Genomic DNA, 26046 nt, shown 5'->3' on the forward strand with positions numbered 1-26046 from the left:
CTCTTGGGGCCGCCTCGGCTGCCGCAGCCGGGGTGGGCTTCGTGATCGCGCGACGTCTGACGGCACTGCCCGGCGGGCGCGTGTATGACCTCATGGTGCACGACGTGATTCGACACCGCGGGCAGGTTGCGGTGGTGCTCAACCGCACCCCGCGCACTCAGGCGCCCGGTCTCTACAACCTCTGGCTCGAGGACGGGGGCTGGGTGCGGCTTGGTGCCATCGTTGACGAACGGTCCACGACGGTGACTCGTGCTGTGGTTGGGATGACGTCGGACACCAAGCTGCGCCCGGGTGTGCGGGCGTCCTGGAGCGGCATCTTCTATCGCGATCCCGCCGACGCTGGGCTGGATGCTCTGGATGTCGTCGTGGAGACGCCCGCGGGTTCGGCCCCCGCGTGGCTCATTCACCCGTCCAACGGCCCGAGCGATCGCTGGGCGATCCACATTCACGGGCTGGGAAGCCCGCGCGCCGGCACGTTGCGCGGCGTCCTGGTCGCCGCCGATGTTGGGCTGACGTCACTGGTCGTCTCATACCGCAACGACGGTGAAGGGCCCCGCGTGGGCTCTGGCCGGTCGACACTCGGCGCGACGGAAACCGATGACGTCCGGGCCGCCGTTAGGTTCGCGCTCTCCCACGGCGCTCGTCGCGTCGTGCTGTTCGGATGGTCTATGGGTGCCGCAATCGCGCTCCAACTTGCCGTGGACGAAGAGTTCGGCGACGTCATCGAGAGACTGATTCTTGACTCACCTGTGCTCGACTGGGCGGCGACGGTCGCCGCGAACTGTCGCCGCGCCGGGCTGCCGTCCTGGTTCGGCGTGTTCGCACGCCCTTGGCTGCAGAACCGACTCCTCGCTCGGCTGGTCGGGATCGAGGTCGCTGTTCCGCCGCGGAGCATCAGCGGGGTGGCCCGAGCCGAGGAACTCGCTATTCCACTGGTCATCCTTCACGGGTTGGAGGACTCGTCGGTTCCGCACGCGGTTGCGCGTCGCCTCGCGACGCTCCGTCCAGACCTCGTCCAGCTCGAGACGTTTGCGTCAGATCACACTATGACCTGGAACTCCGACCCCGACCGCTGGCAGGTCGTCGCGTCGAAGGCGGCCGAGATCCACCAGCGGCGCAGCCGTCGATACTAGGAGTTCACCGGTAGGAACAGGTCGAAGAGTAGGTTGACCGTTGCATTCGCGACTTTGCGATACTCCGCGAGGATCGGCGCCGTGGCGCGAGTCGCCCCACCATGGGCCAGCTTGTGGCGTGCACCGATGAGGTTGCCGAGTGATTGACGGTTTTCGTCGGTGTTGAGGAAGTCTGTGAGAGCCCTCTGCCAGTCTGGATCGAACCCGCCGACCAGCTGCTCTAGCTTCGCGGGATTCAGGTTCGTGATCCGTTCGGCCTGCCGCTTTGAGAAAGCCAGCACACGATGGCTCGAGTGCTCCTCGAGATAGCCCGCGATCATGCGCCCAACGCAGTACTCGACGTGTCCGCTCAGCTTGATCACCGCGAGCTGCATCAGGTACGCCTGGTCGATGAGATCGCTTTGGTCGTTAGCGCGCCTCACGACTTCGTCGATTTCCACGAGCCGCTTCAGAACCTCGGCGCGATGATCGACGTATCGCCCACCGCTCATAGCCCGGCGAACTTCTCTCGCGCCAGCCGGAGCCGTGTCGCCTGGAGTCCCGCGGGGTGGTGGTCTTTCGGGCCCGCGGCGTCGTGACCGCGACGGGGTGAGCCATCGTGCGATGGTCAGTGAGAACGACCAAGAACTCACACAGAAAGACGACACCGCACGATGGCTCTTGACCAGTCTGCCCTCCTCGAGCTGCTCGGGGAACTGAAGCTCACCGGCACCACCGACCGCATCCGAGCCGCGACCGAGCGGCTCTACCAGGAGCTGATCGACGCGGAGACAGCCGCATTCATCGGCGCCGCCCCCTACGAGCGCACGAGCGAGCGCACGACTACCCGCAACGGTTCCCGGCCGCGGGTGCTGTCGACCACGGCTGGGGATCTGGAGTTGCGGATCCCGAAGTTGCGGCAGGGGTCGTTCTTCCCGTCGCTGCTGGAGCGGCGCCGCCGGGTCGACCAAGCCTTGTTCGCGGTCGTGATGGAGGCCTACCTCCACGGCGTCTCAACCCGGAAGGTCGATGACCTCGTCAAAGCGCTCGGCGCTGACACTGGCATCTCGAAGTCCGAGGTGTCCCGCATCTGCCAAGGGCTCGACGCCGAGGTCGCATCGTTCCGCGACCGCTCGCTGTCTGACATCGCCTACCCCTACGTGTTCCTCGACGCGACCTACTGCAAGGTCCGCATCGACCACCGTGTCGTGTCCCAGGCGGTCGTCGTCGCGATCGGCGTCGCCGCTGACGGGCGGCGGGTCGTGCTGGGCTTCGATGTCGGAGACAGCGAGACCGAGGAGTTCTGGAAGCAGTTCCTGCGCTCGTTGAAGACACGAGGTCTGGGCGGGGTGAAGCTGGTGATCTCCGACGCCCACGCCGGACTGAAGAAGGCCGCAGCGACCGTGTTGCAGGGCGCCGCCTGGCAGCGCTGCCGCGTCCACTTCATGCGCAACGTCCTGACCGCCCTCCCGAAGGGCCGGCAGGAGATGGTCGCCAGCGTGATCCGCACGATCTTCGCCCAACCCGACGCCGAGCACATCGATGCCCAGTTCGACGAAGTCGTGCGCATGATCGAGCGCGTCCACCCCAAGACCGCCGTGATGCTCACCGACGCCCGTGACGACATCCTCGCGTTCAAAGCGTTCCCCGCCCGGCATTGGCGACAGATCTGGTCCACGAACCCGCTGGAACGCCTCAATCGGGAGATCAAGCGCCGCACCGACGTCGTTGGCGTGTTCCCGAACAACGCCGCCCTGCTCCGCCTGGCCGGCTCCGTCCTCGTCGAGCAACACGACGAATGGGAAGCCGCCGACCGCCGCTACTTCTCCGAAGCCTCCATGACCGAGCTCACCGCGACCACCCCCACCATCGACGAGGCGGTGATACTCCCCGAGATCACCGCCGCCTAAACTAACGACAGCTGATCATCGCAACGAAGCGAAAGACCACCACTCAAACGGACGCGGCCCCGTGTCGAGACCGACTCTTCGTTCGCGGTCGCCTTGGTGACCGCTTGGAGGTACTCCTCGTCAGCGATCAACGACTCATACGCTTCGAGCCAGGAGCTCGTGTCGATAGCCTCCCAGTCCGATCCTCCGAGTCTCGCCATGACGCCAACGAACACCGAGTCGAGGATTGCCGCATTCACCTGAGTGCCAAGACGGAAGGCGCGCCGTCCGAGCGCCTTATTGAGGACCTGGGCGCTTGACCTGAACCGTTGCTTCAACGCAACGAGATCGATCCCCTCTCCCTTGCGATGGTTGCCGAGGAAGTCGTTGAGGAAGCTCTTCAGCGGCGCCGAGTACTCGTCCGAGGATTCGCTGAGAGCGAGTACGCGGAGGATTAGCTCCTGGTCTTTGAGTCTCGCGTTCTTAGCACCATACAGCGCGCGCCAATCGCTGCCGTTGTTTAGCTCGCGGATGGCGTCCACGGTAGTCCCGCCGTACAGCGCCACACGAATCTCGTGAGGCTGCAGGTTTGTACCGCCCGAGTTCAGCCGCTCGAAGATCTGATAAACGCTCTCGTACTCGTCGACGGAAGCGGGCGAGCGGATGATCACGGCCTGGATGAATGTGTCGTCGAGCGCGCGCCGCTGCTCGTCTGTGAGCCCGGAGTATGTCAGACCCTTGAACTTGTCCTCCACGTTCGCAAGCTTGAACCTGTCACCAAAGAAGGCTGCGAGCGTCGTCAGTCGCTGCTGGCCGTCCAGCACAAGGTACTTTTTCCCGGGCTGCTCTACGAGGAAGATGCCTGGTACCGGGAACCCCAGCAGCAATGACTCGATGAACCGGTCCATCTGGTTCCGGCTCCAGACGCGTCGTCGCTGGAAGCCTTGCGCTTTGGGATCAGGCAGCTCCACCTGCGGATCGAAGGCCGGAACGATGATCGCTTCGGCGTTGAACCTGCGCACCAGCCCATGCACGTCGAACTCCGTGCCGAAATAAGTTAGCGGTGCAGTGTTCCGAGCAGCAGCCTCGGACTCGTCGACGTCCAGGACGTCATCGACGTTGACGAGATCGTCTGAGCTGACGTCGTTGGGTTGAGGGGCCGAGTCGTCCAGGTTGCCGTGCGCGTCCGTGGTCACTCTGTGATGGTATCCGTGGGGTTGCAACACGGCCTTGTTCGAGGTGCCGAAGGCGAGGGGCGCATGCGAAGAAAATGCGAACATTCGAACGCTCGTGAGCATCCATGAACCAACGCGAACGCGCCCGTGAACCCCGGCGAATCCACGGAGAGCCCTTGACCACCAGCGACTGAAGGCATGGACGCGGGGTTCAAATCCCTCCGTCTCCGCCACACGAGAAGGGCCCCCGGGATGGGGGCCCTTCTCGCGTCTTCGGGAACTCAGCGGGATTTGAGGAGGAGCGCGCACGGATGCGCGCGACGGGGTCCCTCCGTCTCCGCTATGTGAAGCCCCCTCCTCGCGAGGGGGCTTTCGCGTTGGGGAAGAGGCTGGCGCGGCGAGCGCGCGGTCCCCTAGCGTGACGGCGGGGAGGGATCCACCGCTGGTTCTACTCGATGGGGAGTAACACATGCGCAGGACGAGAACCGCGATCGCCGCTTTTGCCGCGATCGCGCTCGCTGGTTCCGGGACGACCGCCGCGGCCGCCGACGGGGGTGAGAGGGTCGTGCTCTGCGAAGATGTGCGCGAGGCATACGCCGACTTCGTCGCCTCGGAGCGGGGGCAGCTCATCGAGCGGCAGATCAAGATGGCGTCGCCGAGCTTCTACCTGGCCGATGTGGCCCGCGGGATCGACGACACCGGGGCGGATCCGGCCGACTACTGGTACGTGCGCATCGGTCTGCACGACGACGGCATGTCGCTCGCGCCGCAGGCGACGCTCTTCGCCAACCTGCAGCGGCTGAAGAAGGCCGGTGCGATCGAGGATGTCAACTCCGCGCTCGTCGCCAACCTCGGGCACACCGAGAACGTCAGCACGGCGGAGGCCTTCGCCTGGATGGACGACCTCCTCGCCGAGGCCGGCCCTTCTGACCCCGTTGAGGTGGAGCCGCAGACGGGGTGGTGGGACGTCACGACGTACGCGGGCGGATCGATCACCGAGGCGCCCAACGGCACCGTGACCTCGTCCACCGACACGGGATCCCGCACCCTCACAGTCACGCTCGACGGCGAGCCGTTCACCGTGACGCACTACTGGGGCTACTACGCCGCCGATCCCAACAGCCCGGCGCAGAAGATCAGCATCTACGTGCCCGAGAACGTCCGCGACGACAGCCCGACATATTTCCGCACGAACAACAGCGGCTGGACCCAGAACCCGTTCCGCGGCACGCTCGTCGACGGTGGCGCGTACGAGACCGGCAACCTCACGTACAACACCACGCAGGGCCCCGACGCCTACGCGGAGCTGCTCGATCGCGGCACGATCATCGTGTCGTACGGCGCGCGCAGCCGCGCGGACGCTCCCGTCGACGGCGTCTACCAGGGCCACTCGCCGGCCACGATGACCGACACCAAGGCGGCCCTGCGCTTCCTCGCGCACAACCAGGTCTACGGCAGCCTGCCGGGCCACCCCGAGCGCGTGATCATCACCGGCATGAGCGGCGGCGGGGCGCTCACGGCTGTGGTTGCGGCGAGCGGCAACAGCTCCGACTATTACCCGTCGCTCGCGGAGATCGGCGCGCTCGGGATCACCGAGACGGACGGCGGCTACGAGAACGATCCGCTGACCGGCGACGACGTCTTCGCCACGTTCTCGAGCGCGCCGATGATCGAGCAGGACATCGCGAGCGAGGCGCACGAGTGGATGTACTACCCGACCCGGCAGAAGGTCGCCGACGGCGAGTTCGCCGACGCGGAGGGCATCACGAACGGGCGCAACAACCCGGAGCGGCTCGCGGACTGGCAGCTGCTCGCCTCCGCGGTGCTGTCGCAGGACGACGGCTACCCGGCGCACCTCGAGAGCCTCGGTCTGAAGGTGAAGGACATCCAGCGCACGATGCTCGACATGGTCGCCACCTCGCTGGAGCGCCTGCTCAACGAGGGCGTCACGTACCGTCCCGAGCTGTTCGATGTCACGACGATCACGAACCGCGCGCAGGCGGAGGAGGCGCTCAAGACACACCTGCGCTTTGCGATGAACAACCCCGTGCCCGGGTTCGAGGAGCTGCCGCTCGACTGGTTCACCGTCTCGGGCAAGCCCGGGGCGTTCAAGGTCGTGATCACGCCGAACCAGTGGGCGACCGTGAACGAGTACATGTACTGGAGCGCGCAGTTCGTGAAGAACCCACCCGCGACCGACCAGGACGGCCTGGTGAGCAACCTCGGCGGCGCCCCGGGCTACAGCGAGAGCAGCCTCTACGGCGGGCCGGACGAGCCGTACAACCACGTCTCCGCGGTGGCGTGGGCGCTCGACGTGGCGAACTGGCCGGCACTCGGCCTCACGCCGAGCACGAACCCGGACAACGCCGCGCGTCAGGCCGAGAACGCCGAGCTCGCAAAGACCCTCTTCGAGGTCGCCGGCTGAGTCGCGACGACCAGGGGCCGGGCACCGTGTGGTGTCCGGCCCCTCTGGTGTGGATGCTTACTTCGCGAGGCCGCGGGCGATCGCGGCCGTCGCGGCGAGCCAGGCGCGCTGGGTCTCGGGCCGCAGCGCCCGGTAGTGCAGCTGCGCGGCGCCCATGGCCGGGTCGTAGGGGATGCGCACGACCTCGCGCACCAGGTCGCGGTAGCCGTCCTCGATCCGGCGGATCTCGGCCGCCGTGGCCTTCTCGTCCGACTGGCTCACGACCGTGACCGCGTTGCTCGCGAGCGCCGCGGAGCGCTCGTCGCGCTCGGCGAGGGCCTCGAGCAGCAGCGCACCGGCCTCGGCGTGCTCGGCGCGCGACGAGGTCGCGACGACGAGCTGATCGGTGTGGTCGATCATCCGCAGCCACATCGGATCGGACTCGTCGTTGCCCGAGTCCATCACGATGATCCGGTAGTACTTGGCGGCGACGGCGTGGATCCGGTCGACGTCGTCCGACGAGACACGCTGCTGGCTGGCGAGAACCATCGGCTGCGAGCGGAGCACGTCGTACTTGTCGCGGGTCTGGTGGTGCACGTAGCGGGCGAGCTCGGACGACTGCGCGTTGGTCGACAGCAGGCGCTCGGTCTCGGGCAGCAGATCGTGCAGGGTCGCGTCGTGCGGGCCCTGCTCGGTGCGCCAGCCCAGCGTGCCGCGGGTCTGGTTGTTGTCCCAGGCGAGCACGCCCGCGCCGCCGTAGCGGGCGAAGACGGCCGAGGTCAGGATCGTCGTGGGCGTCTTGTTCGCGCCGCCCTTGCCGTTGACGACGGCGATCGTGCGCGGGCCGGGGAAGTGCTGCGAGACCGCGGCCTGATCCTCGCGCTCGGCCCGCTCGGCCGCGCCGGGCGACACCTTCACGCCCATGCGGCTCAGCGCGCCGCGGAAGCCGCGCGTGGCCGGCTCCTCGAGGCGCTCGGGCGCGATGAACGAGCGGCGCGACTGCGGCGAGATCTGGCGGGCGGCGGGCATCGCGACCGGGGGAGTCTGCGTCGGCAGGGGCATCGGCATCGGGGTCGGCGCCGCGGCCGGCTCGGGGGCGGGATCGGCGGCCGGGGTGCGGATCGGCTCGATGTCCTCGGGCGTGGCGGCCGGGGCCTCGGCGGACGCGTCGTCGGCGACGACGGGCACGTGGCTCGTGCGGCGGGGTCCGGCGGGCTCGGCGTCGTCGGCGGGGGCGGTCATGCCGGGTACGGCCTCGATCACGGGCGTGGCCTCATTCGTGTCGTCGTCGGGGAAGTCCGCGTCGTCCGTCTCGTCCACGGCGTCGACCTTGCCGTCGGGGTGGACGATCAGCGGCCAGGTGGAGTCCGGCTCCTCGACCGTCACGCGCACGGGTCGCTGCAGCTTCTGGGCGGTGTCGGCGCAGAACCGCACGACCTCGCGGCGGGCGTTCTCGGCGGAGGTGGTGTCGATGGGGTGCTCCGTGCCGTTCATCGTGAGCACGCCGCTGCCGTCGGCGTCGATGCGTGCCGAGATCACAGGCCAGGTGGGCACGTGGAGCATATGCGGATCCCCCTCAGGACGGCTCCCGACTGTCGACCGGGATACCTCACTAGCCTACGGTGTGGCTCCCCGGGCACCCTAGCCATGCGCGCGGCTCGTTTTCCGCGCCGCCCCGCCTTGTCGGATCCGAAAGATCGTCGATTCTTGCGCGCCTCGCTCCCGATAAGTCGTCGCGCGGCCTTCCTACGATGGAAAGGCAGATCGCGCTGACTGAAGGAGAGTCGTGAGCCAGTACGAAGAGCAGCAGGCGCAGTGGGTCGCCCGCGAGGAACTCGCGGAGCGGATGATCCCCCTCATCGGACGCCTGTATCGCGAGCACGGCATCGTCCCCTCGATCCACGGCCGCCGTCTCATCAACAGCTCGCCGATCGACATCCTCAAGGCCCACCGGTTCGCCCGCCTCACGAGCGACGAGGTGCTCAACCCGGCCAAGACCCTCGCGGTGCTCGAGACGCTCGAGAGCCTGAGCCTCGGATCGGCGTCCATCGACATCGCCCGCCTGGTCTCGCGCTTCGACGAGCAGGGCGGCTCGTACGAGGGCGACGCGCTCGCCGACTTCCTGCGGTCGGAGCTGGCCGAGGTCGTCGGCGCCGAGGCGCCGAAGCCCACCGACGTGGTGCTCTACGGCTTCGGGCGCATCGGCCGCCTCGTCGCGCGCATCCTCATCGCCCACGCGGGCAAGGGCTCGGGCCTGCGGCTGCGCGCGATCGTCGTGCGCAAGGGCGGCGACAGCGACCTCAAGAAGCGCGCGAGCCTGCTGCGCCGCGACTCGGTGCACGGCTCGTTCCAGGGATCGATCGAGGTCGACGAGGAGTCGCAGACGATTCTCGCCAACGGCACCCTCATCCAGGTGATCTACTCGGACGACCCCGCGTCGATCGACTACACGCAGTACGGCATCGACGACGCGATCGTCGTGGACAACACCGGCCGCTGGCGCGACGAGGAGGGGCTGGGCCAGCATCTGCGCTCGAAGGGCGTCGCGCGCGTGCTGCTCACCGCGCCGGGCAAGGGCGACATCAAGAACATCGTCTACGGCATCAACAGCGACGAGATCGAGCCCGGCGACACGATCCTCTCGGCCGCCTCGTGCACGACGAACGCGATCACCCCCGTCCTGGCCGCCCTCGACGAGGCGTACGGCGTCGACCGCGGGCACGTCGAGACGGTGCACTCGTTCACCAACGATCAGAACCTCATCGACAACTTCCACAAGGGCGATCGCCGCGGCCGCGCCGCCACCCTCAACATGGTCATCACCGAGACCGGCGCCGCCAAGGCCGTGGCCAAGGCGCTGCCCCAGCTGAAGGGCAGGCTCACGGGATCGGCGATCCGCGTGCCCACGCCCGACGTCTCGCTGGCGATCCTCAACCTGACGCTGCGCCGCGCCGTGACCAAGGACGAGATCAACGCCTACCTGCGCCAGACCTCGCTGACCTCGCCGCTGCGCCAGCAGATCGACTACATCGAATCGCCCGAGGTCGTCTCCACCGACTTCGTCGGCAACAACCGGGCGGGCATCGTCGACGGCCTCGCCACGATCGCGAACGGCGACGAGAGCGTCGTGCTCTACGTCTGGTACGACAACGAGTTCGGCTACTCGTGCCAGGTGGTGCGGGTCATCGAGAAGATGGCCGGCGCGCACCCGATCATCCTCCCCGAGCGCGAGCCGGTGCGCGTCGAGGCGGTGCCGGCCTCGGTCGAGGCCGCGGTCTGACCCCCGACGCAGAGCCCCCTTGCCGCCCGGCGGGCGGAAGGGGGCTCTCGTCTACCCTGGAGAGCGGAACGGAGGGGCCCGTGGGACGCAATGCCGATGCCATCGGAGAGGGCGTGGCGATCGCCCTGGCCGCGGCGCGCCTGCAGGTGAAGAACCGGATCCTCGTCAGCACGATCGCGGCCGGCTCGAACTTCGACCCCGACCTGTTCACCCCGGCCGCCCGCGAGGCGCTCGAGCGGCTGGCCGACGAGGCCGAGCAATCGGCCGAGGCCGCCATGGCCGCCCGCAAGCGCGCCTGGGGCCGCCACTCGCAGCCGCACGGCACGCACGACTACCGTGACCGCGACGTGCGCAACCTCCGCCGCCGCGCCAAGCAGTCCGAGGGCGTCGCCAAGCAGCTGCGCGAGAAGGCCGCCGACGCGCGCGAGCTGCGGGCGCTCGTGGCCGCCGCGCGCGATGCCGCCTGGCACGACGTGGAGCTCAACCTGGATCGCCGGCTCACGATCGAGGCGATGCGCCCCGACGAGGACCCGGATTACGAGCGCATGCGCGACGCGCGCATGCAGGCGCTGCGCCTGGTCGACCTGCAGCGGCTCGCGGCCGACACCCGTGCCCGCCGCAAGGCCGCCAAGGCCGCGGCGAAGAGCGCGGAGCCGGCCTGATTTCACATCTCCGCGAAGCGTGATGTACGATGGACAGGTTGCTTCGGCAGCGGAAACTGCGCCCGTAGCTCAATGGATAGAGCATCTGACTACGGATCAGAAGGTTAGGGGTTCGAGTCCCTTCGGGCGCACACTGTGTTGAGACAGTAGACAAGGCCTGGTTCTTCGGAACCGGGCCTTCGTCGTTTCCGGGGGTCTGTGGCGCCCTGCCCGAGCCGAGGGAGATCGCGCGGGAATCGACCGGATGTGCCGGATCGCCCTCGCCTCGGACGGATCCCCTCGGCTCGGGCCGCGTCGCGTCGGCGCGCCCACGCGGTCAGAGCGCGTCGCGGAGCTTCTGCGTGAGCGCCTTGAGCGTCGCGAGCTCGTCGTCGTCGAGCGCCTGCATCCGCTCGACGATGTGCTTGCCGTGCTGGGCCGCGATCGCGCGGAAGGCGCGCTTGCCGGCCTCCGTGGCGGTCACGAGCGAGCCGCGGCCGTCCTCGGGATCGGCGCACTTGGTGAGCAGGCCGCGCGAGACCATCCGGTCCACCAGGCGCGACACGCTCGGCTGGCTGATGAGCATATTGGCCGTGACGTCGCGCAGCCGCGCGGTGTGACGCGGGGCACGCGTCACCGTGAGCAGCACGTCGTACTCCGGCTGGCTGAGGTCCGTGTCGTCGAAGTCGCCCGAGATGCGCTCGAAGATCTCGTGCTGCGCGCGGAAGAGGTTCTCCCACGCCTCCACGGCGAGCCTGCGATCGACCATGTATTCAACTGTATCGAGATCGCGACGCCCGGAAACCCCGCGCCGGTATCGTGTCGGCGTGAGCCGCATCGGGGGAGTGTTTCGCAGGATCGGCGCCGGGATAGGGCTCGGGGCGGCGATCGCGCTGTCCCTGGCGCTGCCGGCGGGGGCGGCCGAGCCGGCGGGAACGGCCGCGGCGGCGCCCGGCATCGTGCGCGCCGATGTGGAGGACTTCACCTTCTCGAGCGTGCACGTGGACTACCTGCTCTCGCGCGATGACGAGGGCGTGGGCACCGCGACGGTGACCGAGACGTTCGTCGCGGACTTCCCTCCCGCGCAGAACCGCGGCATGGTGCGCGGCATCCCGACCGGCTACCTCGGCGCGCCCACGAACCCCGAGGTGATCTCGGTCACCGACGAGGACGGCGATCCCCGCCCGTACGAGACCGACACCGAGGACGGCCTGCTGCGCGTGACGTCCGCGGTGCCGGAGGGGGAGTACGCGGAGGGATCGCAGACCTACGTGTTCACCTACCGGGTGGACAACGTCGCGCGCGCCATGGACAACGGCGTCGACGAGTTCTTCTGGGACGTCTTCACCACCGATGCACCGCAGCCGGTCGGATCGTTCACGGCGCGCATTGAGGTGGATCCCGAGCTCGCCGACGCGCTCACCGGCGACGCCGCCTGCTACGTGGGCGGTGCCGGCAGCGAGGACCGCTGCGACATGCCGCGTGCGGGTGCGGCGTTCGAGACGGCGCCGGTGGCGCTCGATCCGCACGAGGGCGTCACGGTGGCGATCGGGTTCGAGCCGGGCACCTTCACGAGCTTCGACGCGTCGTTCCTCGCCTCGCCGTGGGGCTGGGCGCAGTCGGCCGCCGCCGTGGGCGCCGTCGGCACGGCCGCGTGGGCGGGCGTCGTGCGCCGCCGCCGGTTGCGCGATGACCCCGGGCGGCCCACGATCATCGCCGAGTACGAGCCGCCGGCCGGCGTGGACGCGCTCACCGCCGCCGTGCTGCTCGGCAAGTCGGGCCGGGCGATCCCCGCCGAGATCCTCGAGCAGGCGGTGGGCGGCTCGCTGCGCATCGTCGAGGAGCGCGGCCTGCTGCGCCCGAAGCTCGCGGCCGAGCTGGTCGATCCCGGCAGGGCCGACGAGAACGGGCTGCGGGTGCTGAAGGGCCTGTTCGGCAAGGATCTGCCGATCGGCAAGACGTTCACCTTCGGCAAGTCGAGCTCGCGCTTCGCCCGTGCGGCGCAGAAGCTGATCGAGCGTACGGGCGCGCAGATCACGCGGGAGTGGAAGCGGCGCGTGCCCGCGGGGGTGGTGCTCGTCCCGGCCGTGCTCGGGCTGATTCTCGGCGGGGCGACCTTCGCGTTCGGGATCGTGGCGATGATCCAGTTCGTCACGTGGTTCCCGACGGTGCCGCTGATCGCCCTGGGCTTCGCGCTGATCTTCGTGACGATCATCCTCGTGACGCGCCGACCGCTGAACGCCACCGGCGCCGAGGTGCGCGATCACCTCAGGGGGCTCGAGGAGTTCATCGGCTGGGCCGAGGAGGACCGGATCCGCATGCTGCAGTCGCCCGAGGGCGCCGAGCGTGCCCCGGTCGACACGACGTCGCCGCAGCAGATGCTCGTGCTCTACGAGCGGCTGCTGCCGTTCGCCGTGGTGTTCGGGCAGGAGAAGGACTGGGCCGAGCGCCTGGCGGTGATGTACGGCTCGGACTCGCCCACGTGGTGGGCCGGCTCGGGGGCCTTCAACGCGGCGGCGTTCTCGAGCGGGATGGGCAGCCTCACCGCGAGCGCCGCGTCGAGCAGCACGGCGAGCAGCTCCGGCGGCTCCACGGGCGGCGGCTCGGTGGGCGGCGGGGGCGGCGGCGGATCCGTCGGCGGGGTGTGAGCGCCCCGGAAGACGCAGAAGGGGCCGGTCGGTGAGGATCCGACCGGCCCCTTGTCCCTTGCACCAAGAGTGTCCTGCAATCACATGCGGTCACCGCCACAGCAAAACGGCTTCCGTACGCAGGACTCTATAACGGATCAGTAACGGGGCCAAGCCTCGGCGTTACTTTTCTGTGACATTCACCGGATGTTCATCAACGACGGTCGGATCGGCACGATCCTGGTCGCAACGGACCCGGCTGCGCGACCGCTCGGCCGCGAGAACGACGATCGGACGGCGCATGGCGGACACGATCCTGGTGACGGGCATCACGGGCTACATCGGCGGGTACGTGGCGGCCGAGGCGCTGCGCCGCGGGTGGCGCGTGCGCGGCAGCCTGCGCGATCGGGCGCGCGCGGACGAGGTGCGCGAAGCCATCCGCGCCGCGGGGCAAGACCCCTCGGGGGTCGAGCTGGTGGAGCTCGACCTGCTGCGCGACGACGGCTGGGAGGGCGCGGTCGACGGGTGTCGCTTCGTGCTGCACGTCGCCTCCCCGTTCCTCACCCAGCGCCCCGCTCACGCCGACGACCTCATTGCGCCGGCCGTGGAGGGCACCCGGCGCGCGGTCACGACCGCCCTGCGGGCCGGTGCGGAGCGGGTGGTGGTGACGTCGTCGGTCGCGGCCGTCCAGCAGGGGCACCGCGTGGCGGGGCGCCCCTACGGGCCCGAGGACTGGACCGACACGGCGTCTCGCGAGGTCACGGTGTACGCGCGCTCCAAGACCCTCGCCGAGCGCGAGGCCTGGTCGATCGCCGACCGACTCGACGCGCGCGGCCGGCTGGCGGTGATCAACCCCGGCACCGTGCTCGGCCCGCTCCTGACGGACGACAAGGGCACCTCGGTCGACGTGCTCGCCCGGCTGCTGTCGGGGGCGATGCCCGTGGTGCCCGATCTGCACCTGCCGTGGGTCGACGTGCGCGACATCGCCGAGGCCCATGTCGCCGCCCTGACGAGCCCCGTCGCCGCGGGGCGCCGCACGATCGTCGCCAGCGACTCGCTCTCGCTCATCGAGATCGCCCGGATCGTGCGCGAGCGCGTGCCCGAGGCGACCGCGGCCCTGCCCTCCCGGTCGCTGCGAGGTGCGGCGCTGCGCCTGGCCTCGCTCGTGGTGCGCGATCTGCGGGACAACCGGCCGTTCCTCGCCACCCCGCGGCGTTTCGATCAGTCGGGCGCCGAGGCGCTCCTCGGGCACCCGCTCCGGCCCATCCCGGAGGCCGTGGAGGACACCGTGCGCAGCCTTCTCGACCGCGGGCTCCTGGCCTGAGCGGCGGCGCTAGCGCATCCGCGCGCGGCGCGAAAGGGGGTTCCGGGCTCCCCACGGCCGCGGCAGCATCGGGCCGATGGTGTTCATCGGATTCCACGCATCCCACGAGCAGCTGCCCCCGAGCGCGCTGCTCGACGACGTCTGCCGGGCCGAGGAGGCCGGGTTCGACGGCGCCATGTGCTCCGACCACCTCGCGCCGTGGAGCCCGCGGCAGGGTGAGTCGGGGTTCGCCTGGAGCTGGCTCGGCGCCGCGCTCGCGCGCACGCGCTTCCCGATCGGCGTCGTGACGGCGCCGGGGCAGCGGTACCACCCCGTGATCGTCGCGCAGGCGGCGGCCACACTGGCCGAGATGTTCCCCGGGCGGTTCTGGGCGGCCCTCGGCAGCGGCGAGGCCATGAACGAGCACGTCACCGGCGACCCGTGGCCGACCAAGGACGAGCGCAACGCCCGGCTCCTCGAGAGCGCCGCCGTGATGCGGCGGCTGCTCGCGGGAGAGGAGGTCAGCCACGACGGCCACGTCACCGTGCACCGGGCGCGCCTGTGGAGCCTGCCCAGCGTGGCCCCGTCGTTTCTCGCGGCCGCCGTGAGCGCCGAGACCGCCGGGTGGGCGGCGTCGTGGGCCGACGGCCTGGCCACCGTCGCGCAGGCGCCGGATGCGCTGCGCGGCGTCGTGGACGCCTATCGATCCGCCGGCGGACGGGGCCCGTGCGTGCTGCAGGTGCACGTGAGCTGGGCCGACAGCGACGAGGAGGCGATGGCGATCGCCCGAGACCAGTGGCGGCACGGTGTGATCACCCCGCCGCGCACGTGGGACATCGAGCAGCCGGAGGAGTTCGACGGGGCCGCGGGCCAGGTCGATGACGAGGCGCTGCGCGGCGCCGTGATCGTGGCGCACGACCCCGACGACCTGGCCGAGCGGGTCGGCGAGCTCGCCGCCATCGGCTTCGATCGGGTGTACCTGCACCACGTCGGCCAGGAGCAGTCCGGGTTCCTGGCCGCAGCCGAGACCGCGATCCTGCCGCGACTGAGGGAGCGCACATGAGGGTCACCGACACGAGCGATCTGTGGTGGAAGTCCGCCGTCATCTACTGCCTCGACGTGAAGAAGTTCCTCGACTCCGACGGCGACGGGGTGGGCGATCTGCAGGGCCTGGCCACGCGCATCGACTACCTCGCGCAGATCGGGGTGACGTGCCTGTGGCTGATGCCGTTCTACCCCTCGCCGGGCAAGGACGACGGGTACGACGTCACCGACTTCTACGGCGTCGATCCCCGGCTCGGCACCCACGGCGACTTCGTCGAGGTGGTCCGCACGGCGAAGGATCGCGGCATGCGGGTGATCGTCGACCTCGTGATCAACCACACCTCCGACCGCCACCCGTGGTTCGTCGAGGCGAAGCGGAGCGTGGACTCGCCCTACCGCGACTTCTACGTGTGGCGCGACGATCCGCCGCCGAAGAACCAGCAGAACACCGTGTTCCCGGGCGAGGCCGACGGGGTGTGGACGAAGGACGAGAAGTCCGGCCAGTGGTACCTGCACAGCTTCTACGAGCACCAGCCCGATCTGAACGTCGCCAACCCTCGGGTGCGCGACGAGATCGCCAAGACCGTCGGCTTCTGGCTGCAGCTGGGGGTGTCGGGGTTCCGCGTGGACGCCGTGCCGTTCCTGCTCGAGGTGCCGGAGGGCGCCGAGATGGCCAACCCGCACGACTTCCTCCGCGACATCCGTCGCTTCCTGCAGCGGCGCTCGAGCGAGGCCATGCTGCTCGGCGAGGTCAACCTGCCGTACGAGCAGCAGGTGCTGTACTTCGGCGCCAACGACGACGGCCAGGAGCTGTCGATGCAGTTCGACTTCGTGGCGATGCAGCGCCTGTACCTGTCGCTCGTGCGCGGCGATCCCGCGCCGCTGATCTCGGCGCTCACCGCCCGACCGGAGCTGCCCGTCGAGGTGCAGTGGGCCAACTTCCTGCGCAACCACGACGAGCTCACGCTCGACCAGCTCAGCGAGCAGGAGCGGCAGGAGGTGTTCGAGGCGCTCGCCCCCGACGAGCGCCAGCGCGTGTACGGCCGCGGCATCGTGCGCCGGCTGCCGCCGATGCTCAACGGCGACCCGCGCCGGATCCGCATGGCCTACAGCCTGCTGTTCACCCTGCCCGGCACGCCCGTGCTCTTCTACGGCGAGGAGATCGGCATGGGCGAGAACGCCGAGATCGGCGGGCGGGCGGCGGTGCGCACGCCCATGCAGTGGTCCGGCGAGCCGGGCGGCGGGTTCTCCGGTGCGCCCCGGCGGCGCCTGGCCTCGCGCCCGCCCAGCGACGGCTACGCCCCCGAGCACGTGAACGTGGCCGATCAGATCGAGGACCGCGGATCGCTGCTGCACTTCTTCCGCGACCTGATCTCGCGCTACCGCATCTCGCCCGAGCTCGGCTGGGGCCGGTTCGACCTCATCGAGCAGGATGCGCCCGCGGTGATGGCGCACTCCCTGACCGCGGACGTGGGACGGATGATCGCGCTGCACAACTTCGGCGACTCTCCGGCCACCGTGCGCTTCCGGCTCGAGGGCGAACCCGAGGGCGTCTCGCTCGTCGACCTGCTCGGCGCCGAGCGTGTCGACGTGGGCGAGCAGCACGACGTCAGCCTCGAGCTGCCGGCCTACGGGTTCCGGTGGCTGCGGGTCTCGCGCCCGGGCGACGGGCGCCTCACCTAGCGACCCTCACGTGCTGCGGGCGCGAAGGTGCGCGCGCTCGCCCTGGCGCCCGAACAGCGAGATCACCTCGACGGCGCCGGGCCCGTCCGCGCCGAGGGAGTGGGGCACGCGGGTGTCGAACTCCGCCGCCTCGCCCGGCTCCATGACGATGGTCCGCTCCCCGAGGGTCAGGCGCAGCCGGCCGCTGAGCACGTACAGCCACTCGTAGCCCTCGTGGGTCATCAGCCGCTCCGCGACCGGCTCGCGCCGCGGCGGGAAGATCACCTTGAACGCCTGCAGGCCGCCCGCGCGCCGGGTGAGCGGGATGTAGGTGGTGCCGTGGCGCACGACCGGCTTGATGTGCACGCGCGGGTCGCCCGTCTCCGGCGCGCCGACGAGCTCGTCGAGGGTGACCCCGTACTCGCGGGCCAGCGGCAGCAGCAGCTCGATCGTCGCCCGGCGCTGGCCGCTCTCCAGGCGCGACCACGTGCTCATGGACACCCCCGTGCGCTGCTCGAGCTCGGCGAGCGTGATGCGCCGCTGCGTGCGGATGGTGCGCAGGCGCCGGCCCACCGCATCGGCCACGGCCTGGTCGTCGAGATCGGTCATGTTGCGATCTTGGCAAACTTTCTTGGCGGTGTGGGTCGCGCGGGCCGATCCTCGACGCATGAACACCATCACGGATGTCGCGATCATCGGCGCCGGCCCCGCGGGGCTGCAGGCGGCCCTCACCCTCGGGCGGATGCATCGCTCGGTCGTCGTCCTCGACGCCGGCCGCTACCGCAACGACCGCGCCGACGCGATGCACAACCTCATCGGCCACGACGGGCAGACACCCGCCGCCTTCCGCGCCGCCGCCCGCGCCGAGCTCGCGCGGTACGACAGCGTGAGGTTCGTGGCGGCCGAGGTGGGCGAGGTGACCGGCGCGGCCGGCGGCTTCCGACTGTCGACCGGCGAGGGCGATCACGTCGCGTCGCGCGTGATCCTGGCCACGGGCATGCGCGACACGCTTCCGGACATCCCCGGGATCGAGGCGGCGTTCGGCTCGTCGGTCGCGCACTGCCCGTTCTGCCACGGGCACGAGTTCGCCGGCCGGTCGGTGGCGCTCATCGGCCCCGGCCCGTTCCTCGAGCACATGAGCGCGCTCATGGCGCCCATCGCCTCGGCGCTCGTGGCGTTCCCGCGCGGCGGCGCGCTCGACGAGGGCGCCGCGCGGCGCCTGGCGCTGCGGGGCACCGAGATCGAGCCGGCGCCGGTGCTGTCGGCCCGCGGCGACGCGGAGGGCATCGACCTCGCGCTCGAGGGCGGCGGATCGCGGCGCTTCGGCGGGGCACTCGTGCAGCTGGCCACCGAGCCGGCCGCCCCGCACGCCGCGCGGCTCGGCGTCGAGCGCTCCGAGCTGGGCGCCGTGCTCGTCGACCCGTTCGGGCGCTCGAGCGTGCCCGGGGTGTACGCGGCCGGTGACGTCGCGCAGCAGCGGTCGATGCCGGCGCCGATGTGGGCGGTCTGGAGCGCGATCGCGACCGGTGCCGCGGCGGCCACCGGCGCGCTGCAGGACATCGTGGCCGCCGAGGCCGCGGCGCTCGAGCGGGCGGTGCCCGCCTGAGGTCAGCGCGCGCGGCGCCACCAGCGGCGCGGTCGCGGCTGCGGGGCCGCCGCGGCCCGGGCGGCGGCGCGGGCGCGGGCCTCGCGGCGCTCGCGCCACGCGGCCACCTCCGCCTCGACGTCGTGCTCGGGCGTGACCACCGGCGGGCCGCCGAGCAGCTGCAGGCGCGCCTCGCGCACCCGCAGGTTGAAGTCCTCGACGTACTCGCGCACCTCACGCTCGTGCGTGAGGGCGTCGATCCGCTCGGCGAACTCGGCGTGCTCTACGCGCAGGGCCAGGGCGGGCGGGCCGAGCCCGCTCAGCTGCTCGCGCTCGATCTTGCGGCGGACCCACCAGTCCGGATCGTGACGTTCGCCCAGTCCCTCGAGCGGCTTGCCGGCGCCCGGCAGATCGTCGAACTCGCCGCGGCGGATCGCCTGCTGGATCGCCGACTCGACCACCGCCGCGCGCTCCTCGGCCGTGGACCAGCGGGGACCGGCCGTGCGCTCCTCCGGCTCGATCACGCCGTCGCGCTCGAGGCGATAGCGCATCGCCGTGATGCGCGGGTCCTCCGGCTCCTGCGGCTCGCTGCGGGCGGGCATAGTGCAAACGTACGCCCTTGGTCTCGACTCCGCTCCGCCTCGTTCGACCCGTCTCGGCTCCCTGCGGTCGCTCGACGAGCCGTGATCCCTGGGCCGCGCGAGTGGCTACCCTCGGAGTCATGGCACTCGACATCCCGCGGATCACACTGCACGACGGCACGCCCTTCGCCGAGGTCGGCCTCGGCACCTACAAGCTGACCGGCGACGACGGCATCGCCGCGATCAAGGCGGGCATCGAGGGCGGCTACCGCGTGCTCGACACGGCCGTGAACTACGGCAACGAGAGCGAGGTGGGCGAGGCGGTGCGCCGCAGCGGCGTCGACCGTGACGAGATCGTCGTGACCACGAAGGTCCCGGGCCGCCACCACGGCTATGACGAGGCGATCGCCAGCGGCCGCGCGTCGAACGAGACCCTCGGCCTCGGGCACATCGATCTGCTGCTCATCCACTGGCCCAACCCGTCGGTCGACAAGTACGTCGACACGTTCCGCGGCATGATCGCGCTGCGCGAGGAGGGCATCGTCCGGTCGGTGGGCGTGTCGAACTTCACGATCCCGATGCTCGAGCGCCTCGAGCGCGAGACCGGCGTGATCCCGTCGGTGAACCAGGTCGAGCTGCACCCGTACTTCCCGCAGGCCGAGCTGCGCGCCTTCCACGCGGAGAAGGGCATCCGCACCGAGAGCTGGAGCCCGCTGGCCCGCCGCACCGAGCTGCTGAGCGAGCCGGTGGTGCAGGAGATCGCAGCCGCGCACGGCGTCGGCCCCACGCAGGCCGTGATCCGCTGGCACGTGCAGCTCGGCGCCACGCCGATCCCCAAGTCGGCCGACCCCGCGCGCCAGCGCGAGAACGCCGACGTCTTCGGCTTCGAGCTGACCGCCGACGAGGTCGAGGCGCTGTCCTCCCTGGAGCGCGGCCGCATCTTCGACGCCGACCCGAACCACCACGAGGAGATGTGACGACGCGGTAGGCGGCGCTCCAGCCGCCCGACGCGGGCCGCGGGAGCTCACAGGCCGCGCGCGGGCGAGGTGGCAAGCCCGTTGAGCCCATCGCCGAGTGCACGGCTGATCGACTTTTGCTCCGCTTGTGCAAGGGCGTCCCTATGCTGAGCGCATGGAATGGCTCATTGGCCTCGTCGTGTTGTGTTTCGCGGGGGTCGCTGTGTCGCGGTTTGTCCAGGGCTGGCGTGGGATCGGCGACGGCGTATTTCCCGGTGAGGCTTACGGTGAGGTGAAGGTAGCAACGCAGGAGGTCGTTGATGAGCCCGGCATCGTCGATCTTCGTGAGCTCGACAGTGTACGCATGCGTGTGAAGGGCACGGCGGCGTACGTGCCGGATCGTCAGCGGCGGCAGGTCGGCGGTTCCGCGTACACGCTCGTACGCGAGCCCAACAATGCGCATGACCCTAATGCTGTCGCCGTGCTCGGCCGGGAGGGTCGGAAGGTTGGCTACGTTTCCGCTGCGAGGGCTGCCATACTGGCGCCGCTGCTGGATCAGCTCGGCGCTGACGGCTACCGAGTCGCCGGAGCGGATGCGACGGAGTACAGCGTGAAACTGTGGGTGGATATTCCCAAGGTCGACGCTATGCGGACGTTCGTGAAGAGCATGATCGGGTAACCACCCCGATGACAAGGTGATCGCGTCAGTCTCTGCCGCCGGCGTGCGGCCGTCAGCCCTGTGCGCCGGGCCCGTGAGGCGCGTGGTAGCCGGCGTCGCCGCGCTTCCAGTAGCCCTTCACGACGATCCGCTCGGGGTCCAGGCCCCATCGCTCGCACAGCAGCGCGCGGCCCGGCTTGACGATGGCCTGCTCGGCCGCGACGAAGCCGAACACCGAGCCCTCGGGGCGGTCCTGGGCCGCGATCGCGTCGAGCGCGGCGGCCAGTGCGGAGCCCTCCACCCGGCCGTCGCGGTGCACGTACTCGACGGCCACGGGGGCGTCGATCGGGATCTCGTGCGCGGCATCGGCCACCTCGACGAGGATGCGCGCGGGCGCGCCGTCGGGGATCAGTGCGGCGTAGCGGCGGATCTGCGGCACGGCCGTCTCGTCGCCGGCCAGCAGCCAGCCGTCGGGGGTGCCGTCGATGCGCAGCGAGCCGCGCGGCCCGCCGATGCCGGCGACGGAGCCGATCGGGGCGTTCGCCGCCCACACGCCGGCCACGCCCTCGTCGCCGTGCACGGCGAACTCCAGGTCGAGCCAGTCCTCGCCCCAGTGCAGCGGCGTGAACTCGCGGCTGGGCAGCTCGCGCAGCTGCTCGACCGTGCCGAAGGGGGCGCCGGCGGTCTCGGGACCGCCGAAGAAGATGCGGATGTGGTCGTCGTGACCGGAGGGTCCGAAGCCGACGAGACCGTCACCCTGCACGCGCACCCGGATGTAGTGAGGGGTGATGATCTCGCGTGCGACGAGGCGCGTGGCGCGGAACACCAGCTCCTGGCGCTCGCGCTCGAGGGTGAAGGCGCCGGCGGGCGCCGTGTTCGACAGCTGCATGGAAGTTAGGCTAGCCTACCCCCGGACGAGTTAGGTTCGGCTTACCTGAGTCTCGACCCCGTCCGATCCCCCTTTCCCCGTGGAGACGCGGCTGATACCGCGCACCTCCCTGAACGGAGCATGTCCATGAAGAACTCCCGTCCGATCGCCACGCTCTCGCTCGTCGCGGCATCCGCTCTCGTGCTGGCCGGTTGTGCCGCCGAGGCCGCTCCCGCCGCCGAGGAGACCACCCCCGCCGACGAGGCGCCGCTGGAGTGGTCGTTCGAGTTCAACACCGCGGCGGAGGACGAGGATCCGGCCTACGAGCCGGTCACCGTGGAGGTGCCCCGCAACCCCGAGAAGGTCGTCATCTTCGACATGGCCTCGTTCGACACGTGGGTGAACCTGGGCGGCGAGGTCGCCGGCGCGCCGCTGGAGTCGGTGCCGGACTACCTCGAGGACGGCCTCGCCGACGACGCGTTCAACGCCGGCACGCTGTTCGAGGCCGACGTGCTCGCGATCGCCGAGCAGGAGCCCGACCTCATCATCCTCGGCGGCCGCTCGGCCGCGCTCTACGACGAGCTCAAGGACATCGCCCCGACGATCGACATGTCGTCGCAGGGCTCGTTCGAGGAGACCCTCGAGCGCAACGTGACCTTCCTCGGCGAGGTGCTCGGCGCCCAGGACGAGGCCGCCACCGCGCTCGAGGAGCTGGAGGCCGGCATCGAGGAGGCCAAGGCCGTCACGGCCGACGCGGGCACCGGCCTCGGCATCATGGTCTCGGGCGACGGCATCAGCGCGCTCAAGCCCTCGCTGGGCGACTACTCCGGCCGCAACCTGCGCGGCGGGCTCATCTACGACGTGTTCGGCGTGCAGCCGGTGATCGAGGACATCGAGGGCGCGACCCACGGCGAGCCGGTCTCGTTCGAGTTCCTGCTCGAGACCGACCCCGACTACCTCTGGGTGATCGACCGCAACACCGCCACGGGCGGCGACAGCGGCTCGAGCGAGGGCGCCGCGGCGATCCTCGACAACGACATCGTGAACCAGACCACGGCCGCCCAGAACGACCAGATCGTCTACCTCGACCCGGTGGCCTGGTACATCGTGTTCGGCGGCATCGAGACGACGAAGATCATGACCGACGACGTCATGCAGATCGCGGAGTAAGGGCGCCCCCTCTCCTCATGTCGTCCCACTGATGGCCGCCGACACGGCCTCGCCCTCGACGAGCACCCTCGCCCCCGCGCGCCGCACCCGGCGCACGGCGGTGGGGGTGCTCATCGGCGTGCTCCTGGTGGCGCTGAGCGTCCTGAGCCTGTTCATCGGCGCGTCCCACGACGTCTCGCTGGACGGCGGCGTCAACACCGACGGGCACGGCGTCTTCCTGCTGCTCACCAGCCGCGTCCCGCGCACGATCGCGCTCGTCCTGGTGGGCGCGTCGCTGGGGATCGCCGGGCTCATCATGCAGATGCTCGTGCGCAACAAGTTCGTCGAGCCCTCGACCACCGGCGTGACCGAGTTCGGCTCGCTCGGGATGCTCGCGATCCTCGTGTTCTGGCCCGGCATGCCGGTCATGCTGCAGATGCTCGTCGTCGCGGTGTTCGCGCTGTTCGGCACGTGGGTGTTCCTGCGCGTCATCCGCCAGGTCCCGGTGCGGCACCTCGTGCTCGTGCCGCTCGTGGGCATCATGCTCGGCGGCGTCGTGGGTGCGATCACCACCTTCTTCGCCTACAACCTCGACCTGCTGCAGTCCCTCGGCCAGTGGGCGCAGGGATCGTTCGCGAGCGTCATGACCGGCCGCTACGAGCTCGTCTGGTTCGCCGCCGCGATGGTGGTGGTGGCCTGGTTCGCGGCCGACCGCTTCAGCGTGATCGGCATGGGCGAGGAGTTCGCCACCAACCTCGGTCTCGACTACCGCCGCGTCGTCGCGATCGGCATGGTCGTCACCGCGGTGATCACGGCCGCCGTCCTCGTCACCGCCGGCATGCTGCCCTTCCTCGGGCTGGTGGTGCCCAACGTCGTGAGCCTGATCATCGGCGACAACGTGCGTCGGTCCATCCCGTGGGTGGCCGGGCTCGGGGCGGTGTTCGTCGTCGCGTGCGACATCCTCGCCCGCACCCTGCGGCACCCGTACGAGATCCCGCTGTCGGTGATCGTCGGCGTGATCGGCGCCGCGCTGTTCCTGTGGCTGCTGCTGAGGAGGCGATCGCGTGCTCACTGACACCGTCGCGGCCGCCCCCGCACGCCCCTCCGTCCGCTCGCTCTGGGCCCGGCCCGGCGTGCGGCTCGGCGCGCTCGCCGCCGTCGTCGCCGTCGTCGCGGCGTTCTACCTGCTGTGGGACATCCCGCCCAGCGTGCTGCTGCTGGGCCTGCAGATCCGCGGCCTGTCGATCCTGTCGATGATCGTCGTCGCGGCCGCCGTGGGCATCTCGACCGTCGTGTTCCACACGATCACGCAGAATCGCATCCTGACGCCCTCGATCATGGGCTTCGACTCGTTCTTCGGGCTGATCGTGACGCTCACGGTGTTCGCGTTCGGATCCGTCGGCTTCCTCCGCGCCGACAGCTACCTGATGTGGGCCATCCAGGTGCTCGTGATGGTCGGCTTCAGCGTGTTCCTGTTCACGTGGATGTTCGCCGGAAAGCGCCGCTCGATCCACCTGATGCTGCTCGTGGGCATCGTGCTGGGCACCTTCTTCCGCAGCTTCACCGAGTGGATGCAGCGGATGCTCGATCCGATCGACTTCCAGGTCGTCAGCGATGCGATGTTCGCGTCGCTGACGAAGCCCGACCCCACGCTGCTGCTGTTCACCGCCGTCCTCGTCGCGGGCGGCGTGGCGATCCTCCTGCCGATGCTGCGCACGCTCGACGTGCTCACGCTGGGCGAGCCGGCGGCGGTCGGCCTGGGCGTCAACCACCGCCGCACGGTGATGATCCTTTTCCTCGTCGTCTCGGTCATGATCGCCGCGTCGACGGCGCTCGTGGGACCGATCATGTTCTTCGGGCTGATCGTGGCGAACCTGGCGTACTCGTACGCCGGCTCGTTCCGGCACCGGTGGACGCTGCCGACCGCCGTGCTGCTGGGCGTGCTGTGCCTCGTCGGAGGGCAGCTCGTGCTGGAGCAGGTGCTCGGCTTCGGCGGCATGCTGTCGACGATCATCGAGTTCGTCGGCGGCCTGTTCTTCCTCTTCCTCGTGCTGCGAAAGGGGGCGCGATGATCGCGCTCGAGGGCGCCACCAAGCGCTACGGAAACTCCACGGTGCTGGACGACGTGACCGTGTCGTTCGGCGACGCGGGCGTCACCGCGCTCATCGGCCCGAACGGCGCGGGAAAGTCCACGCTGTTCGGGCTGATCGGTCGGCTCATCCACGCCGACACCGGCACGGTGACCGTCGACGGGCAGGACGTCACGAAGGCCGACTCGCGCGAGCTCGCCCGGACGATCGCGGTGCTGCGGCAGGACAACCACATCGCCGCTCGGTTGACCGTGGAGGACCTCGTGGAGTTCGGGCGCTTCCCGCACTCGGGCGGCCGGCTCACGGTCGAGGATCGCGACCACATCGAGCGGGCGATCGCCGACATGGACCTGCAGCCGTTCCGTCACCGCTTCCTCGACGAACTCTCGGGCGGTCAGCGCCAGCGTGCATTCGTGGCGATGGCGCTCGCGCAGGACACGAAGTACGTGCTCCTCGACGAGCCACTGAACAACCTCGACCCCAAGCACGGCGTCGCGCTCATGAAGCTGCTCGACGACCTCGCCGAACAGCGGGGGCTGAAGATCGTCGTGGTGATGCACGACATCAACATCGCCTCGCAGTTCGCCGACACGATCATCGCCATGCGCGACGGCCGGGTCATCCACCACGGCCGGACCGAGGACGTCGTCACGGTGCCGAACCTCGTGCAGATCTACGAGACCCCCGTGCAGGTCGAGGAGATCAACGGCCGCCGCGTCGTCCTCTGGGACTGACGGGGCTGAGCCCCCGGTTCAGGCCAGGGGAGACGGGCCGAGCGCAGCCGTGGAGCGGCGGAATCGAGGCCGAGGGGCTCGGTCCGGCCCCGTGCTCTCGACTCCGCTTCGCTTCGCTCGAGCCGTCTCCGCTCGCTTCGCTCGGTCGACGAGCCCGGGTGGTTGCACTTCTGACGCACCGCAGGCATCACGGCTCGTCGACCGGAGGCGCGAAGCGCCGGAGCGGAGACGGGTCGAGCGCAGCCGCGGAGCGGCGGAGTCGAGGCCGAGGGGCTCGGCCCGGCCCCC

23 protein-coding genes and 1 tRNA gene are annotated in these 26046 nt (G+C 70.1%); 17 read left to right on the forward strand and 7 right to left on the reverse strand.

From position 1 onward, the window contains the following. Nucleotides 1-32 precede the first annotated feature (32 nt). Complete coding sequence (locus E3O41_RS02285) at nt 33-1133, forward strand: alpha/beta hydrolase family protein (RefSeq protein WP_067028806.1); 1101 nt, start codon at nt 33-35, stop codon at nt 1131-1133. On the opposite strand, the gene E3O41_RS02290 is transcribed toward E3O41_RS02285, so the two are convergent. Next, nucleotides 1130-1624 carry a HEPN domain-containing protein gene (locus E3O41_RS02290; RefSeq protein ID WP_067028774.1) on the reverse strand — a complete coding sequence of 165 codons (495 nt, stop codon included), beginning with the start codon at nt 1622-1624 and terminating at the stop codon, nt 1130-1132. The genes E3O41_RS02285 and E3O41_RS02290 overlap by 4 nt on opposite strands. Before the next feature lie 162 nt (nt 1625-1786). Here E3O41_RS02290 and E3O41_RS02295 point away from each other — a divergent pair, with 162 nt between their 5' ends. Further along, nucleotides 1787-3022 (forward strand): IS256 family transposase, encoded by a 1236-nt coding sequence (locus tag E3O41_RS02295; RefSeq protein WP_046746337.1) that lies wholly within the window; start codon nt 1787-1789, stop codon nt 3020-3022. On the opposite strand, the gene E3O41_RS02300 is transcribed toward E3O41_RS02295, so the two are convergent. Further along, the gene (locus tag E3O41_RS02300) at nt 3019-4197 is read right to left on the reverse strand and encodes a DUF262 domain-containing protein (RefSeq protein WP_162303960.1); all 1179 of its coding nucleotides are present in this window, start codon (nt 4195-4197) and stop codon (nt 3019-3021) included. The two genes, E3O41_RS02295 and E3O41_RS02300, sit on opposite strands and share 4 nt — an antisense overlap. Before the next feature lie 544 nt (nt 4198-4741). On the opposite strand from E3O41_RS02300, the gene E3O41_RS02305 reads away from it, so the two are divergent. After that, on the forward strand, nt 4742-6601 hold the full coding sequence (locus E3O41_RS02305; protein WP_135011941.1) for an alpha/beta hydrolase family protein: 1860 nt from the start codon (nt 4742-4744) through the stop codon (nt 6599-6601). A gap of 57 nt (nt 6602-6658) precedes the next feature. On the opposite strand, the gene E3O41_RS14085 is transcribed toward E3O41_RS02305, so the two are convergent. Continuing rightward, nucleotides 6659-8134 carry a MinD/ParA family ATP-binding protein gene (locus tag E3O41_RS14085; RefSeq protein WP_162303961.1) on the reverse strand — a complete coding sequence of 492 codons (1476 nt, stop codon included), beginning with the start codon at nt 8132-8134 and terminating at the stop codon, nt 6659-6661. Between the two features lie 292 nt (nt 8135-8426). Here E3O41_RS14085 and E3O41_RS02315 point away from each other — a divergent pair, with 292 nt between their 5' ends. From E3O41_RS02315 to E3O41_RS02325, 3 genes are all read left to right on the forward strand, one after another. Continuing rightward, on the forward strand, nt 8427-9860 hold the full coding sequence (locus E3O41_RS02315; RefSeq protein ID WP_244927280.1) for a glyceraldehyde-3-phosphate dehydrogenase: 1434 nt from the start codon (nt 8427-8429) through the stop codon (nt 9858-9860). 80 nt (nt 9861-9940) lie between these two features. Next, nucleotides 9941-10522 carry an asparagine synthase gene (locus tag E3O41_RS02320; RefSeq protein WP_067028666.1) on the forward strand — a complete coding sequence of 194 codons (582 nt, stop codon included), beginning with the start codon at nt 9941-9943 and terminating at the stop codon, nt 10520-10522. 58 nt (nt 10523-10580) lie between these two features. Continuing rightward, nucleotides 10581-10653 (forward strand) — tRNA-Arg (locus E3O41_RS02325). A gap of 185 nt (nt 10654-10838) precedes the next feature. Here E3O41_RS02325 and E3O41_RS02330 read toward each other — a convergent pair. Then, a complete protein-coding gene (locus tag E3O41_RS02330) occupies nt 10839-11270 on the reverse strand; it encodes a MarR family winged helix-turn-helix transcriptional regulator (protein WP_067028669.1) in 432 nt (143 codons plus the stop codon). A gap of 58 nt (nt 11271-11328) precedes the next feature. Here E3O41_RS02330 and E3O41_RS02335 point away from each other — a divergent pair, with 58 nt between their 5' ends. The 4 genes from E3O41_RS02335 to E3O41_RS02350 all read left to right on the forward strand — a co-directional run bounded on the left by E3O41_RS02335 (nt 11329) and on the right by E3O41_RS02350 (nt 17158). Then, on the forward strand, nt 11329-13149 hold the full coding sequence (locus tag E3O41_RS02335; protein ID WP_244927260.1) for a DUF2207 domain-containing protein: 1821 nt from the start codon (nt 11329-11331) through the stop codon (nt 13147-13149). Nucleotides 13150-13429: 280 nt separating this feature from the next. Next, entirely contained in the window at nt 13430-14452 is a 1023-nt protein-coding gene (locus E3O41_RS02340; RefSeq protein WP_083991101.1) for an NAD-dependent epimerase/dehydratase family protein, read from the forward strand. Nucleotides 14453-14528: 76 nt separating this feature from the next. Then, entirely contained in the window at nt 14529-15494 is a 966-nt protein-coding gene (locus tag E3O41_RS02345) for a TIGR03885 family FMN-dependent LLM class oxidoreductase (protein ID WP_135011947.1), read from the forward strand. Then, nucleotides 15491-17158 carry an alpha-amylase family protein gene (locus E3O41_RS02350; protein WP_135011949.1) on the forward strand — a complete coding sequence of 556 codons (1668 nt, stop codon included), beginning with the start codon at nt 15491-15493 and terminating at the stop codon, nt 17156-17158. The genes E3O41_RS02345 and E3O41_RS02350 overlap by 4 nt, the downstream gene beginning before the upstream one ends. Before the next feature lie 6 nt (nt 17159-17164). Here E3O41_RS02350 and E3O41_RS02355 read toward each other — a convergent pair whose 3' ends face one another. Continuing rightward, complete coding sequence (locus E3O41_RS02355; protein WP_067028678.1) at nt 17165-17746, reverse strand: helix-turn-helix domain-containing protein; 582 nt, start codon at nt 17744-17746, stop codon at nt 17165-17167. Nucleotides 17747-17804: 58 nt separating this feature from the next. Between E3O41_RS02355 and E3O41_RS02360 the strand changes: the two genes are divergently transcribed. Continuing rightward, on the forward strand, nt 17805-18743 hold the full coding sequence (locus E3O41_RS02360) for an NAD(P)/FAD-dependent oxidoreductase (protein WP_240482504.1): 939 nt from the start codon (nt 17805-17807) through the stop codon (nt 18741-18743). A gap of 2 nt (nt 18744-18745) precedes the next feature. Here E3O41_RS02360 and E3O41_RS02365 read toward each other — a convergent pair whose 3' ends face one another. Beyond that, nucleotides 18746-19324 (reverse strand): DnaJ family domain-containing protein, encoded by a 579-nt coding sequence (locus E3O41_RS02365; RefSeq protein ID WP_067028681.1) that lies wholly within the window; start codon nt 19322-19324, stop codon nt 18746-18748. Nucleotides 19325-19443: 119 nt separating this feature from the next. On the opposite strand from E3O41_RS02365, the gene E3O41_RS02370 reads away from it, so the two are divergent. Both E3O41_RS02370 and E3O41_RS14310 read left to right on the forward strand, forming a co-directional pair. After that, nucleotides 19444-20280, forward strand: a complete 837-nt coding sequence (locus tag E3O41_RS02370) for an aldo/keto reductase (protein ID WP_135011951.1) — start codon at nt 19444-19446, stop codon at nt 20278-20280. 154 nt (nt 20281-20434) lie between these two features. Next, nucleotides 20435-20938 carry an HIRAN domain-containing protein gene (locus E3O41_RS14310; protein WP_067028687.1) on the forward strand — a complete coding sequence of 168 codons (504 nt, stop codon included), beginning with the start codon at nt 20435-20437 and terminating at the stop codon, nt 20936-20938. A gap of 52 nt (nt 20939-20990) precedes the next feature. Here E3O41_RS14310 and E3O41_RS02380 read toward each other — a convergent pair whose 3' ends face one another. Continuing rightward, a complete protein-coding gene (locus E3O41_RS02380; protein ID WP_099566343.1) occupies nt 20991-21806 on the reverse strand; it encodes a siderophore-interacting protein in 816 nt (271 codons plus the stop codon). 126 nt (nt 21807-21932) lie between these two features. On the opposite strand from E3O41_RS02380, the gene E3O41_RS02385 reads away from it, so the two are divergent. The 4 genes from E3O41_RS02385 to E3O41_RS02400 are packed head-to-tail and all read left to right on the forward strand — an operon-like array spanning nt 21933 to nt 25758. Then, nucleotides 21933-22955 carry a siderophore ABC transporter substrate-binding protein gene (locus tag E3O41_RS02385; protein WP_162303962.1) on the forward strand — a complete coding sequence of 341 codons (1023 nt, stop codon included), beginning with the start codon at nt 21933-21935 and terminating at the stop codon, nt 22953-22955. A 31-nt stretch (nt 22956-22986) separates the two neighbouring features. Next, nucleotides 22987-24009, forward strand: coding sequence for an ABC transporter permease (locus E3O41_RS02390; protein ID WP_083991104.1), 1023 nt, complete (start codon nt 22987-22989; stop codon nt 24007-24009). Beyond that, a complete protein-coding gene (locus tag E3O41_RS02395) occupies nt 23999-25006 on the forward strand; it encodes an iron chelate uptake ABC transporter family permease subunit (RefSeq protein ID WP_067028690.1) in 1008 nt (335 codons plus the stop codon). The genes E3O41_RS02390 and E3O41_RS02395 overlap by 11 nt, the downstream gene beginning before the upstream one ends. Continuing rightward, a complete protein-coding gene (locus E3O41_RS02400; protein WP_067028694.1) occupies nt 25003-25758 on the forward strand; it encodes an iron ABC transporter ATP-binding protein in 756 nt (251 codons plus the stop codon). The genes E3O41_RS02395 and E3O41_RS02400 overlap by 4 nt, the downstream gene beginning before the upstream one ends. Nucleotides 25759-26046: the final 288 nt, after the last annotated feature.

It is taken from the genome of Microbacterium sediminis, assembly GCF_004564075.1.
Taxonomy (GTDB): Bacteria; Actinomycetota; Actinomycetes; order Actinomycetales; family Microbacteriaceae; genus Microbacterium; species Microbacterium sediminis.